The 12,908-nt window shown below is 36.4% G+C and carries 14 protein-coding genes; all 14 read right to left on the bottom strand.

All coding sequences use genetic code 11. The features are described 5' to 3' along the window. Positions 1–226: 226 nt before the first annotated feature. Entirely contained in the window at positions 227–865 is a 639-nt protein-coding gene (locus SBH76_RS04615) for a hypothetical protein (protein WP_317976959.1), read from the bottom strand. A gap of 94 nt (positions 866–959) precedes the next feature. Beyond that, positions 960–1,523, bottom strand: a complete 564-nt coding sequence (locus tag SBH76_RS04610) for a hemerythrin domain-containing protein (protein ID WP_317976958.1) — start codon at positions 1,521–1,523, stop codon at positions 960–962. A 1-nt stretch (position 1,524) separates the two neighbouring features. Beyond that, a complete protein-coding gene (locus SBH76_RS04605; RefSeq protein ID WP_317976957.1) occupies positions 1,525–2,133 on the bottom strand; it encodes a hypothetical protein in 609 nt (202 codons plus the stop codon). Positions 2,134–2,159: 26 nt separating this feature from the next. After that, positions 2,160–2,504 (bottom strand): cupin domain-containing protein, encoded by a 345-nt coding sequence (locus tag SBH76_RS04600; RefSeq protein ID WP_317976956.1) that lies wholly within the window; start codon positions 2,502–2,504, stop codon positions 2,160–2,162. Positions 2,505–2,673: 169 nt separating this feature from the next. Next, complete coding sequence (gene pcp / locus SBH76_RS04595) at positions 2,674–3,321, bottom strand: pyroglutamyl-peptidase I (RefSeq protein ID WP_317976955.1); 648 nt, start codon at positions 3,319–3,321, stop codon at positions 2,674–2,676. Between the two features lie 19 nt (positions 3,322–3,340). Further along, entirely contained in the window at positions 3,341–3,934 is a 594-nt protein-coding gene (locus SBH76_RS04590; protein ID WP_317976954.1) for a 5-oxoproline transporter, DUF979 family subunit, read from the bottom strand. Next, positions 3,894–4,418: a hypothetical protein gene (locus SBH76_RS04585; protein WP_317976953.1), complete on the bottom strand. Its 525-nt coding sequence runs from the start codon at positions 4,416–4,418 to the stop codon at positions 3,894–3,896. Before SBH76_RS04585 ends, SBH76_RS04590 begins: the two co-directional genes overlap by 41 nt. A 32-nt stretch (positions 4,419–4,450) precedes the next feature. Further along, positions 4,451–5,476 (bottom strand): pectinesterase family protein, encoded by a 1,026-nt coding sequence (locus SBH76_RS04580; protein WP_317976952.1) that lies wholly within the window; start codon positions 5,474–5,476, stop codon positions 4,451–4,453. Further along, positions 5,473–7,053 (bottom strand): glycoside hydrolase family 28 protein, encoded by a 1,581-nt coding sequence (locus SBH76_RS04575; RefSeq protein WP_317976951.1) that lies wholly within the window; start codon positions 7,051–7,053, stop codon positions 5,473–5,475. Before SBH76_RS04575 ends, SBH76_RS04580 begins: the two co-directional genes overlap by 4 nt. Next, positions 7,046–8,197, bottom strand: coding sequence for a glycoside hydrolase family 88/105 protein (locus SBH76_RS04570; RefSeq protein ID WP_317976950.1), 1,152 nt, complete (start codon positions 8,195–8,197; stop codon positions 7,046–7,048). The genes SBH76_RS04575 and SBH76_RS04570 overlap by 8 nt, the downstream gene beginning before the upstream one ends. A gap of 1 nt (position 8,198) precedes the next feature. Then, on the bottom strand, positions 8,199–9,056 hold the full coding sequence (locus SBH76_RS04565; RefSeq protein ID WP_317976949.1) for a carbohydrate ABC transporter permease: 858 nt from the start codon (positions 9,054–9,056) through the stop codon (positions 8,199–8,201). Between the two features lie 2 nt (positions 9,057–9,058). Beyond that, positions 9,059–9,955: a carbohydrate ABC transporter permease gene (locus tag SBH76_RS04560; RefSeq protein WP_007595971.1), complete on the bottom strand. Its 897-nt coding sequence runs from the start codon at positions 9,953–9,955 to the stop codon at positions 9,059–9,061. Between the two features lie 74 nt (positions 9,956–10,029). Further along, entirely contained in the window at positions 10,030–11,376 is a 1,347-nt protein-coding gene (locus SBH76_RS04555; protein WP_331678095.1) for an ABC transporter substrate-binding protein, read from the bottom strand. A 21-nt stretch (positions 11,377–11,397) separates the two neighbouring features. Then, positions 11,398–12,774: an MATE family efflux transporter gene (locus SBH76_RS04550; RefSeq protein WP_317976947.1), complete on the bottom strand. Its 1,377-nt coding sequence runs from the start codon at positions 12,772–12,774 to the stop codon at positions 11,398–11,400. Positions 12,775–12,908 lie beyond the last annotated feature (134 nt).

The following is a 12,908-nucleotide window of genomic DNA, read 5'->3' as shown; positions in this document are numbered from 1 at the left end:
TAGCATTTTGCGTTTTTATTATATCTGTTTTTAACCTTGTAATAAAAAAGTTTACATTATAAATCTTGTCTCTTATTCTTGAAAAACAAGTATTATCATTATCTGGGCAGGTATTTTCTCATTATTCTTTAGATTATAGCTTGTGTAATGAGGTCTTATATGACAAAACAATAAACCACATGATTAGCCGGTGGTTTACTAATTTTTTCTTAAATGTTTCGTCCATTTAGCCTTGTATCCATAAATCCATTCTATGTTCCATATATTCTCTTAACTCTTTTTTTGTCCAGAATCTTTGTAAATATTTTTCCAAATCACCTTCAACATCAACTTCTATAAACCATTCCTCATGATCAGTCCCAAATACGGTTGGATTTTCAGAGTTTACATCTTGGCTTACAACATAAATACAGTCAGGATATCCATATCCATAAAATAGCTGAACAAAATCCGGATCCTTATTATCAGTTACATCAAAGATTTCTTTAAATGAGTGCAAATAATCATTGAAGAAATCATTCCATTCTTCAAAATCCGTACTGCCTTCCTTAAAAGGAGTAAACATTTCACCACTCCAGAAATACTGTCCGTAAGCTTCTTCTGTTAAAATAAAATATTTTTCATATAATCTGTTGAAAAAAACATCTTTATCTTTTTTGTATAATTCTATATTTTCATCAACAAAATCTCCTAATCCTTCAATAGGTTCCTCATCATCTGCATTGGACCAAGGTGTATCAACATTCTTTCTATATAAAACTGTATCAAATGTAATACTGCATAAATCCTCGGCTAATGACTTTCCTGCTACCGATGATATATTTCCACCTAATTCTTCTATTCTCTCTAAAATCTCTCTCTTCATATTTTCCCTATCTTAAAAACGAAAAATAAGAAGAACAGCTTTCACTTAAATAAAGATCAAAATGTTCTTCTTAATTCTATAATACATTTATTTATTATCTTGCAGGATATTTTGCTCTGAAGCTTTCAAACCACTCAAGGTATTTAGCCACATTTGCTTTATTCTCAGGATCTTCATCAAACTCTTTAGTTTCTGCATCGACTCTCTCTTTGTCCTCAGCCGATAAAGCTCTCTCGGCAAATGTATATACTACTTCATCCTCTTTTCCTATATGTCTGTTAAGAAGTGTAGCATATCCGGCAGCATTTGTAATTATATCGAGCTTATTTAACGTGGACGGATCTTTTTCATATCTGTCGACAGCTTCTAAAAGCTCGTTCATATGAAGTCTTCCAAGGTCATGCTCTACAAGCATACCGTTTCTGATAAGTTTATCTGCTACAGGACCCAGCTTTTCAAGCATTATTTTGAAAAGGATCTTCTCTTCCTTTCCGTGATGAAGGTGGTCCGCATATGTCTTACCGAAAGCCACGCATTCTTTTACGAGCTTCGCATCTACTTCATTTCCCTCTATGATTGAGCAGCACATAGACTTCATGCTCTTGCAAAACTCTACTATATTCTTGTGTTCATCTACTAAAATTTCTATTCCGTACATATTACTCCCTTACCAACTTATATGAGCCATTTCCCAAAGCATAATATGTCAGACCGCTACCGTCAAACACGCCTTCAATCATGGCATTTCTTATTTCATAAAACAGTGCTACATTTGCACCTACTTCATCCCAGTACTGCTTGTGAATATCTACAGTTTCCTGCCACATAAGCTCATCACTGTCCTCATTCACAACCATATTTACACCGTCGCATGGCATTCCGCTTACAAATGTATTCTCATAATACTCAAAACCGTCAACAGGTGAAGCTCCGCTTTCAATAGCATTTTCCTTGCCGAAAGCTCTTGCACACTCACAGATAATACCGATTGCATCAGCATTGCCATCTGTAAGATTCTTTGCAACATATGCAAGTCTTCTCTCTACTATGGCTATCTTATCCTGTAACCAACCATGTATATTTGTCGGATCAATTATATTTCCAAGATCGCCCTCAGGAAGTGAACCGAACTTCTCATCTATATCGGCAAGAGCCGATACATTCAAGCCCTTATCCTTTGCTGTTGCTATTAAAGCATTTGTTAAATCGTTTTGTATCTTTATCTTTCTAAAAAGCCAATGATGTATTGGACCCAGTATTGCACTCATATCTTTATTCCTTTACTTAATTTATTTTATCTTTCTAACGGAAAAACTACAGTAAGCTGCATCTTAAAGCTCTCAATTGCATGAACTGAATGCGGCTTTCTTGCCGGCATCACTACGCTCTCTCCCGCATTTAATATATATTCTTTTCCGTCTACAATAAACTTTCCTGTTCCCTCAAGCACTGTAACCAAAGCATCTCCGTCAGACTCATGAGTTGAAATCTCCTCACCCTTTGAGAATGCGAAAACTGTAATGCTGACATACTTGTTCTGTGCCAGAGTCTTTGAAACCACCTGTCCGTCTGTTGCCTGAGCCAAATCAGCCAACTTTAAAACTTCTTCATGATTTATATTCTTTAAAAACTTATCCATATTCTTCTCCTTTATGGTAAAAAGCTTTAACCTTCATTACTCTTTCAGTATAGTATTTTTTTATATATTTTTCTGTAACAATTGTTAATTTTACAAATTTATTTTACACAATTTTTTTGGATTAAAAAAACCTGCCTCGTTTTCTCGAAACAGGTTTTTATTAAACTTATTAAAACTCTTTACCGCCGTTTACATTTATATCCGCATCTAAATTTTTATCAATCGCGGCTATTGCGGCTTCAAGTCCTCTCTTTATGTCCTCGAGTGCCATATAAGGAGCCACAGGTGTTCTTCTTGCTACCTGTGCAGGTATAAAAGGAACATGTGTAAATCCACCCTTTATATGAGGATATTTCTTTGCCAATGTATAGAGTACACCATACATCAAATGATTACATACAAAGGTTCCTGCCGTATTAGATACTGCAGCCGGAAGATTTGCCTCTCTGATTGCTTCTACCATCGCCTTTATAGGAAGTGTGGTAAAATAAGCATTCTCTCCGTCTTCAAAAATCTTTGTATCTATAGGCTGATTGCCCTCATTGTCCTTTATTCTGGCATCATCCACATTTATAGCAACTCTCTCAGGTGTTATCTCAAATCTTCCACCTGCCTGTCCTATACAAAGAACTACATCAGGTTTTTCTTCCTCAATAGCCTTTGCCACTGTATCTATTGACTTTCTGAATACGGTAGGTACTTCCAGCTTTACGATATCAAATCTTCCGATTTTATCAGCTACAAGCTTCACTGCCTCAAGCGCAGGATTTACAGCATCACCACCGAACGGATCAAAAGCCGTCAATAATAATTTCATATTTTATCCTTTCAAATGCTTATCTAAAAGCACATATATACATCAATACGATGTGAGTAACTAACATAACAATTGCAAAAGGCAATTGCATCTTTATTATTCCATACTTGTTCTTAGTCTCAAGAAGCGCAGCCGGCATAATATTGAAGTTTGCAGCCATAGGTGTCATCAAAGTACCGCAATATCCTGCTGTGAGTCCCATAGCACCTACTACTAAAGGATTTGCACCCTGGTTGATAAGGAATGGAATACCGATACCCACTGTAATAACAGAGAATGCCGCAAAACCGTTTCCCATAATTGCTGTAAAAAGTGCCATTGCAAGACAATATACAATAACAGCAATAATTCTGTTGTTATCAGGAATAATTGTCTCAATACCCTTTGCTATAACCTCACCGACCCCTGCTGCAGTAAATACTGCACCGAGAGCCGCCAAAACCTGTGGCAAAAGTCCTACAGGACCTACATTGTCCATAAGTCTTGTACCGTCTTTTACAGCATACTCTTTCTTGGCACCTGTTACAAAGAATACAACTATCAAAGCTATAAGAGCAGACAAACCTACAGCATTATTTGCCTGCTCTTCTTTCTTTAACACTAAAAGCCACATTTGTGCCTTTCTTTGTTTTAACCACCACTCTGTCAGCTTTTGTGATTTTTTCAGCTAAGGGTTGTCCCATTCTTTTGGCCACCTTCGGGCTCATTCTGATAAACTCTCTCTCAAATATAGAGCTGTTATCATTTGTATGCATCGGAAATGAAAGAAATCTTGAGCCTTTTTTCAAGGCGTATTCTACCGCTTCAGTAGTAATAAATGAATAATGTGTGGCGCCTATTATCACATCCGAATAATACATTGTGCCCTTCATTTTTTCTATTACTTCACCCGACTGTACACCGTCCGAGGAAAGTATGGTTATCTTCGGAATAACACCGCACTCAAAGGCCGCCAGCTCAAAAATATCGGCTTCTTTAATATGATTTTCATCGGTTATAAAATGTAATACCTCATTTTCCTTTGCCTCTATCCAGTTTTGTATAATACATCTTGCACCTGCAAGAGCTTTTACATTATCTTTAATACTGACAGCCACCAAAATACCCCCCTATGATATTTTTTAAATCATTAAAACAGTGCTTTACCCCTGTCCGTAATAAAAACCTGTCCGTTGCAAATATTTTCATGCTCGAAAAAAGCCACTTCCTCAGGGGTAACTTTATTCATTTCTGTAAACCCTTCTTTACATACCGATTCTTTTTCTATATCACATTTACAAAATAATACGGCACCGCTTGCTCTCCACGGTCTTGCCATATATCCCGGAAGACTTTTATAATTCTTATCCTTATTCTTTTCGATTCTGCATTTATAGAATGTAAATACTCCCTTCGGAGCACATATTATTCCGGGAGATGCCTCCTCTCCCGTATATCCGAGCCATATAAGATTACATTTTATAAAATCGGCTCTTGCATCTTCTTCACCGAAAATATAGTCTACATTGCCATAGATATTGCAGTTAATAAATCTTTGCCTGCCATGTCCTGCATATAATGTGTCCTGACTTGATTTGAAATTACAGCTTACAAATACGGAATTGTCGGCTTCACAGACCAAAGCCGCAGCTCTCTCTTTATTATGATACTCTCCCACTTTAATTTCAAGGGATAATCTCTCTTCATTTATTTCACATTTACTCTGTCCGTATTCTTCACTGCTGATTTTCTCAATGCCGTCTTTTATTTCACTCTCCGTCATATACAGATTAAAAGAGTTTTCAAAGTTTATATTCTCGGCTCTGAAATTATATGCAGATTTTTCAACTATTACAGTTGCGCCCCATCTTTTTGCAAAATGCTTTTCTTCTCCTTTATTTTCCTCAAAATAGCCCGACTCTCCTATGCTTTTATATTTATAGCCTATTCCATAATAAAAGCTTATTGTAGGGCTTACCCCCTCTTTTGCTCTCAATAAGATATCAGGTTTTGTAATAATCACCTGCTCAAAGTATTTTTCATCTGTAAGTATTATCTCTATCTTTTTATTAACTGTATTTATAAAATTAAGAGAGTGCATACACTCTCTTAAGCTGTTGTAATCGCAGTCTTCTTTTCCGACTGTGACTATTATTTTATTATCTTCTGTTTTCAATTAAATTTCACCCCTGTACATTCACAGTCCTCAATATTTTCCATAAAAGGATTATCATCTTTACTGCCTGTAATTTCTATATTCTTTAATATCAGCTTTTTTATATTCTTTGCAAATATTCCTCTTTTACACATAGTCGGGAAATTGTCCATCATTATCGGAACAACAGGCTTGATATTCTCATTCTTATCAAAATTCAATGTAATATTTTCAAGTACAATTTCCTCAATAGGCATCTCAGGCAGTCCATACAAACATACAAATATATTTTTTACATTTTCACATCTGATATCTCTTGCCGCTATTTTCCCGATCTTCGGAGTCTTTTCATTGACTTCCATCTTATCCTGATTTTGTACATAATCGGAATGTCCGTCAGGATCACAGAAATAGAACATATTTGCGGTAAAAGGCATGCATACATCTTTCATAAGAATGTTCTCAAAACAAATATTATCAAGTACGGATTTCTCTCCTCTGCCTCTTCTTGTCTTTATTCTAAGTCCTCTGTCCGTACCTTCAAATATACATTTTTCCACACTTACATCATATACTCCTGCCGCAACCTCGGAACCTATAGTCACACTTCCGTGACCTTTTCTGAATATTGAGTTTCTGATAACTATATTCTTTGCAGGCTTATAATGCTTAAGTGCCATATAGTATTTTCCGCTCTTTATTGCAACACAATCGTCTCCCACAGAAATATCCGCACCAAGTATAAGGACATTTTTGCAACTTTCAGGATCAAGTCCGTCAGTATTTGGAGAATTGTCAGGGTTCATAATTGTATTGTTTAAAAACAAAAGATTGTCACTGTAATAAGGATGAACAGTCCATGAAGGTGAATTCATTATACAAAGTCCCTGCATGGCTATGTTTTTACAATTATGTAAAAATACCGTATTCGGTCTCCATGCTATATTTTTCTTCTTTGCATCCTTCCACCAGTCAAGCATACCGGCATTGCCGTCCAGTATACCCTCACCGAATATGAGTACATTCTCCACACTTATTCCCGTAATAAGTGCGGCAAAGCAGTCCAGCGGATTACCTTCCCATGATCCTATATTGTACTCGTCATTCTCATCACTTGATTGTGTCATACCCGGTAGAATCGGATACTTTTTTCTGTCCTTTTCACCGATAAGTATGGCATCCTTATCTATCCAAATATCTATATTGCTCTTTAAAAATACCGGAGTACATAAATATTTTCCCTTAGGAATATAAACGGTACCGTCCTTAGGACAGGCATTTATTGCCGCCTGTATACATACCGAATCAGTCTTTACTCCGTCACCTGCAGCACCGAAATCTTTTACATTAAGAAGTACATATTCATATTCCGTATGAAAGCTTTTTTTATCGGAATCCTCATTCTCGCAAGTGATATATATATTATAATCACTGTCAGGAAGAAGATTGAAAATTGATATAACATTTTTATTTGTTGATATTTTCTTTTCACCATTTATAAAAACATCATATATTTTTTTATTTTCATAAGGAGTATCACAACCGACTTCAATTGTTACACTCCTTTTAAATACCTTTACAATTTCAAAGTCAATCATATGCCATACCCAACCTTATTATTTCCGTATATGCCATAAGAAGCGGTGCCACACCTTTGGCTTCATTTTTTACAACCGGTTCAGAGTAATAATACTCTGCGCTTCCGTCCCTGTTTTCCTTGCCTCCAAGTCCGGCTACAAGGCAAATTCCTCCAAGTGAGAGTTCTTCTCCCTCAACACACAGATACCTGTCCAAAATACCGTCAAATATCTTCTTTCCGATATCTTCAAATCTTTTCGGTAAAAGTTTATTTCTTACGGCCTTCAAAAAAGCATATGAAATAAGCGCACTTCCTGATGTCTCAAGGTAATTGTCTTTATCATCTTCCCTGTCTACCAGCTGATAAAACATTCCGCTATCATCCTGAAACTTAAGCAAATCGTTTGCAAGATTATAAAGCATCTCCTGTAATCTTCTGAATTCATAGTATAATGACTCATCAATGGCAAGTGCCGTATCCACAAGACTTAAGATAAACCATCCTATTGATCTCAACCAAAAATTTTTGCTTAAGCCGGTTTTCTTATCACACCAAAGCGACTGCCTTGACTCGTCATATCCGTGATAATACAGTCCTGTATTTGTATCTTTCATTATTCTTTCCACATTTTCAAACTGTGAAAAGCTGTTAATACAAAATCTCATCCTGTTATATTTTGTTTCATACTCCATATAAAATGGCTGTGCCATATAAAGTCCGTCAAGCCAAACCTGATAAGGATAAATTTTCTTATGCCAAAAATTACCTTCATTAGTCCTCGGCATGGTTTTAAGCTGAGAGTATACGGTATCCATAGCTTTTCTGTACTTTTTTTTACCTGTAAGTTCAAAAAGCTTAAAAAGATTCTTTCCGGGTCTTATATTGTCGATATTGTACTCTTCTATATCATAGGTATTTATACTTCCGTCCTCGTTTACAAATGCGGATACAAAATCATCGCAAAAGTTCAGATACTTTTTATCTCTCTTTATTTCATAAAGTTCAAGATATGCGCTTATCATGCAGGCGTCAATATAATTCCATTTGTTTTTACGTCCGCTTCTAATCTGCTCTATATTCCACATCGGTGAAGAGGCATCCGAGTTTTCCAATAAAAAATCAATATATTTATCAAGTAATATATATTTTTCTTTTTTTACCATATTAACCCTTTACTCCACCTGCAGATATTCCCTCTACAAACTGATTCTGTGCTATAAAGAATATAATTATTGAAGGTAGGATTGAAATAAGCGATGTTGAAAGTATCCTGTTCCATGCAAATCCTGCATCCGAGTCCATAGCAAGCTTTACAAATATAGTTGCAGGATATTTTGCAGGATTGTTTACATACAAAAGCGGTCCAAGGAAGTCATTACTTGCCCACATAAATTTAAAAAGTGCGCATGAAACAAGTGCCGGCTTTAACATAGGTACTATTACCTTTATCAAAGTCTGTATTTCATTACATCCGTCAATCTTTGCCGCTTCTTCAAGCTCCTTAGGTATATTTCTTAAAAACTGAATAAGCATAAATACAAAATATGTCTCGGTAGCAAACATTGAAGGAACAATGAGCGGCAGATAAAGCTTTGAGCCTACCCAGCCAAAAATATTGTACATAATATACTGCGGTACATTAAAAACCACCTGCGGCAGGAAAAGTGTAGACATAAGTATTGCAAATAATACACTTCTTCCGAAGAATTTAAATCTTCCGAAACCGTATGCCGTTAAAGTGGATGAAACTATTGTAAATATTACGGCAGGTATAACATATGAATATGTATTTAACATCGCCTTCCATATATTTATATCACCACCATAGTTTTTCATTGCATTTAAATATCCTTCAAATGTAGCCTTTTTCGGAAGAATATTAAGCCCTGAGAAAATCTCATTATTCGGCTTAAATGTAGCTCCGATCATCCATAAAAGCGGATATATCATAAATATTCCTACCGCAGTCAATACGGTATACCTTATTACAATTTGTATAGTTCTTTTTGTCTTCAGGCTCATTTTTATCTCTCCTCATCCGCATAGTAAACCCAACGTTTTTGTGAATAGAATGCTATCGCTGTCAAAACAAGTAAGATAACAAATAACACCCAGGCCTGTGCACTTGCCTTACCCATCTGATAGTTTTTAAATGCATTGTTGTATATCAAAAGTGACATCAAAGTAGTTGAACCTCTCGGTCCACCCTGTGTAATGATATAAGGTCCGTTAAACTCCTGAAATGCCTGTACAAGCTGAGTTATCAGATTATAAAATATTACAGGTGTGATAAGCGGTACCGTAACAGAGAAAAACTGTTTCCACTTTCCCGCACCGTCAATTGATGCCGCCTCATAAAGTTCAGCCGGAACTCCTTTAAGTGCAGCAAGGAATATGACCATTGCCGAACCGAACTGCCACATTCTAAGCAGTGATATGGAAAACAATGCCCAGTTGGGATCCGAGAAAAAGCTCGGTGCATGAAGTCCAATCATTGCAAATGCTGTCTGAATAAGTCCTTCATCTTTAAAAAGTGCCTTCCAAAGTACTGAAATAGCTACAGAACCTCCAAGGATTGAAGGAATATAGTATGCGGTTCTGAAAAAGTTTACACCCTTTATCTTAAAGTTTAATATATATGCGATAAACAGTGCGGCTACAAGCTTTAGCGGTACCGTTATAAATGCATATTTAAAAGTCACAATCAAAGCCTTGAGCTCGTTTTTATTTGTAAATACATCCACATAATTTTCTACAGTATACTTTGATATTCCCTTAAACAGGTGAAAATCCGTAAAGCTGAAATAAAGTGATGATGCAAAAGGATAGAGCTTAAAAACGCAGAATCCTATAAGCCATGGTAATATAAAAAGAAAACCTATATTATTTTTCAAAACTTTTTTAAATGTCTTATTTTTCAAAACAATTCTCCTTATAAAAGGGGGCTGTAAAACTACGGCCCCCTCTGTCAGATTAAAATATTTATTTTGCAAACTTAGTTGCTTACATTGCTGAATCCGTCAAAGAGCATCTTTGCGCCGTCCTCGGCACTGTAATCTCCATAGCTTACGCCGCCGAATACTTCTGTATAAAGTCCGCTTGAACCCTTAAGTGATGAATCATCAAATTTAGGACTCATACTGAACTCTGCCGCTTCAAGAACCTTCTTATGTGCATCACCTGTCATAGGATTTATTTTATCTGCCTTTGTAAGCTGCTCAAGAGCCACCTTTGAAGCCGGTATTCCTCTTTCTGTTCCGATTATCTCTATACCTTCAGGATCGTTTACAAGGAAGTTAAGTAACATTGCAGCTTCCTTCGGATGCTGTGATTTTGCAGATATTGCATAAAGCATTGATATCTTTGTGAATACTCCTGTATTGCTTCCGTCTGCAAGATCCTTAAACTCTTCACCTACAACAAGTTCTCTTGCATCTCCCAATGCCTTTTTAAACTTGCTTGCCGAGCTGTCCCACTCTAAAATACCTGCATATTTTCCACTGATAAACTTCTCGTTTACATCAAAGCTTGCCGCACCGTCGCCGTCTACAGTCTTTATTGAAGGAATAACATGGTCCGCTTCAAGTGACTGAATAAACTCTATACCGTCCTTTATCTGATCCTCAGTGAAGTTGAACTTTCCATCGTCACTAAAGATTGCTTCCTTATATTTAGCCTGAAGATAGAATGTCATAAATATTGCTCTGTCATACTGTCCCATTGCCAGAGGATAATAGTCATCTCCAAGTTTCTCTTTAAATGTGGCACCTGCCGCTCTAAGCTCCGCAAGAGACTTAGGTGTATCAATACCCGCCTCATCAAAGGTTGTCTTATCCCAATAGAAAATTCTTCCGGTCTCGGCTATAGGCACACCTGCAAGTCCGCCCTTTGAATCTTTTGATCTCTCAAGAAGTGCACTGTCATACTGAGTAAGATCTATAACATCAGATACAGTGTTTAAATCAAGGAAGGTATCACCGTTTGCATCATAGTTACTTATCCAGTCCATATTTATCTGTGAAAGATCTGCCGCCGTACCTGACTGGAACTCCAAGGCCCTTGCAGTTTCCCAGTCTGTCCATGCACCGAAGTTTACTTCAACCTTTATATCAGGATTCTTTGCCATAAAAGCGTCTACAGCCTTTTTTGTCGCCTCATGTCTGGAATCTCCGCCCCACCAGTTAAATGTGATTGTAACAGGACCTGAAGATCCGTCTTCACTCTTTGCTGTTGTACTCTCTCCGGTTTGTGCTTCCTTTGAAACATCCTTACCTGCATTTCCTGTACACGCTGTTAATGAACCTGCCAATAAAACAGCCATTGCCAAACTTAACTTTTTCATCATAATTCTCCTCTTTTTTTATTATAAATATTTATTTTTATAATTTCTTATAACAAAGCAAATCACTGTCACAGACATAACTGTTATAGAAATATTGCTTACCATCATTACTATACCTATACTTGCATCTTTTAAATTTGTAAAATTTTGAAGAAAGTAAAGTACCGGTATTCTGAATACAAAGACTCTTGATATATTAAGAATCATTGTTATCCTTGTCTTTCCCAAACCGTAAAGTAATGACATCACCGCCGCATTGACTCCCAGGAATAACGAGCCTACGGCTTCGTATCTGTAAACTTCTTTGATCATTTTTGCAAAATTAATATTTCCTCCTGCAAAAATATTACTTAAGAAATCCAGTCCCAGTAAAGTTGCCGTGCATATTATAAATCCCATTACGGTATTTACAATTGCAGTATTATAAAATGCGCTTAACACTCTCCTATATTTGCCTGCACCGAAGTTCTGGCTTATTATTGCACTGCTGCCGTCTTGAAATCCGTTTTGCGGTGATGTTGTAATTCCTCCAAGAGTATTTGATACTCCCAATGCTCCAACCATCAAAGCTCCGTATACGGTACTCATGCTGTTTATAAGGGTCTTTCCCAAAGAAAAGAATATCTTTTCCGCCACAACAGGAATTGAAAGCATATACATATCATTTACCACATTTTTTCTAAAGCTTACAAACTTTAGATCAAATGAGAAAATACTTTCTTTTCCAAAACTGTTATATATTGCAAATATAAGCAATATACTCTGAGACAATAAGGTGGCAATTGCAATCATATGCAATCCGCCGTTGAATATGTATACAAATATTGCTGTAAGTATAAGCTTTGATACCAGTACAAGCATATTCATCCACAGTATTCTTGATGTATTCCCCCTTGACCTCTCCACTGCAATATAAATATTATTTATAAAACTTACAGCCATGGTCAAAATTTCAATACTGAAATATGAAGCACCGGCTTTTATAAGTATATCCGGTGTTGCCGCCAGTTTTAAAAACGGTTCTGTCAGCGGAATGAATACAGCCAACATCAAAACCGCAAATACTGCAGCTGTCAAATAAACAGTACTTACTCTTTTTTTGACCATATCATAGTCGCCCTCTCCGAATGCGCTTGAAATCTTTATTCCGGCACTTACTGAAAGACCGCCCGATATGGCAGACAATAAAGCTATAAGCTGTGACAAATATGCTACCGCGGAAACCGATTCGGCATTTATATGGGCAGCCATTATTGTGTCAAATATTTTGAACAACTGACTGAGTCCCTGATATATCGCCAGCGGCATACCTGTATAAATAACCAATGCAAGCATATCACCATTTAAACTTCTCTCTCTAAATGCTTCATCCCTGCTACATTTGATACTTTCACTCATACTTTTGCCTTTCGTTTAACTAATTTATACAACAGCTTAAGCCAAAAAACCAACTGAAAATAGTGCAAAACAAAGTAAACTACTGTTTTTTTGTTATTTTTAATTAAGTACTGTGTTATAATATTTTTAATCAC

The sequence above is a fragment of the Lachnoanaerobaculum sanguinis genome (genome assembly GCF_033242365.1).
Taxonomy (GTDB): domain Bacteria; phylum Bacillota; class Clostridia; order Lachnospirales; family Lachnospiraceae; genus Lachnoanaerobaculum; species Lachnoanaerobaculum sanguinis.
This window is presented reverse-complemented; position numbering and strand designations above follow the sequence as displayed.

What these genes read in the sequence shown, in the direction of transcription:
- SBH76_RS04615 (WP_317976959.1), bottom strand. Translation starts at nt 865, where the DNA reads ATGAAGAGAGAGATTTTAGAGAGAATAGAAGAATTAGGTGGAAATATA.
- SBH76_RS04610 (WP_317976958.1), bottom strand. Translation starts at nt 1,523, where the DNA reads ATGTACGGAATAGAAATTTTAGTAGATGAACACAAGAATATAGTAGAG.
- SBH76_RS04605 (WP_317976957.1), bottom strand. Translation starts at nt 2,133, where the DNA reads ATGAGTGCAATACTGGGTCCAATACATCATTGGCTTTTTAGAAAGATA.
- SBH76_RS04600 (WP_317976956.1), bottom strand. Translation starts at nt 2,504, where the DNA reads ATGGATAAGTTTTTAAAGAATATAAATCATGAAGAAGTTTTAAAGTTG.
- pcp (WP_317976955.1), bottom strand. Translation starts at nt 3,321, where the DNA reads ATGAAATTATTATTGACGGCTTTTGATCCGTTCGGTGGTGATGCTGTA.
- SBH76_RS04590 (WP_317976954.1), bottom strand. Translation starts at nt 3,934, where the DNA reads ATGTGGCTTTTAGTGTTAAAGAAAGAAGAGCAGGCAAATAATGCTGTA.
- SBH76_RS04575 (WP_317976951.1), bottom strand. Translation starts at nt 7,053, where the DNA reads ATGATTGACTTTGAAATTGTAAAGGTATTTAAAAGGAGTGTAACAATT.
- SBH76_RS04570 (WP_317976950.1), bottom strand. Translation starts at nt 8,197, where the DNA reads ATGGTAAAAAAAGAAAAATATATATTACTTGATAAATATATTGATTTT.
- SBH76_RS04565 (WP_317976949.1), bottom strand. Translation starts at nt 9,056, where the DNA reads ATGAGCCTGAAGACAAAAAGAACTATACAAATTGTAATAAGGTATACC.
- SBH76_RS04555 (WP_331678095.1), bottom strand. Translation starts at nt 11,376, where the DNA reads ATGAAAAAGTTAAGTTTGGCAATGGCTGTTTTATTGGCAGGTTCATTA.
- SBH76_RS04550 (WP_317976947.1), bottom strand. Translation starts at nt 12,774, where the DNA reads ATGAGTGAAAGTATCAAATGTAGCAGGGATGAAGCATTTAGAGAGAGA.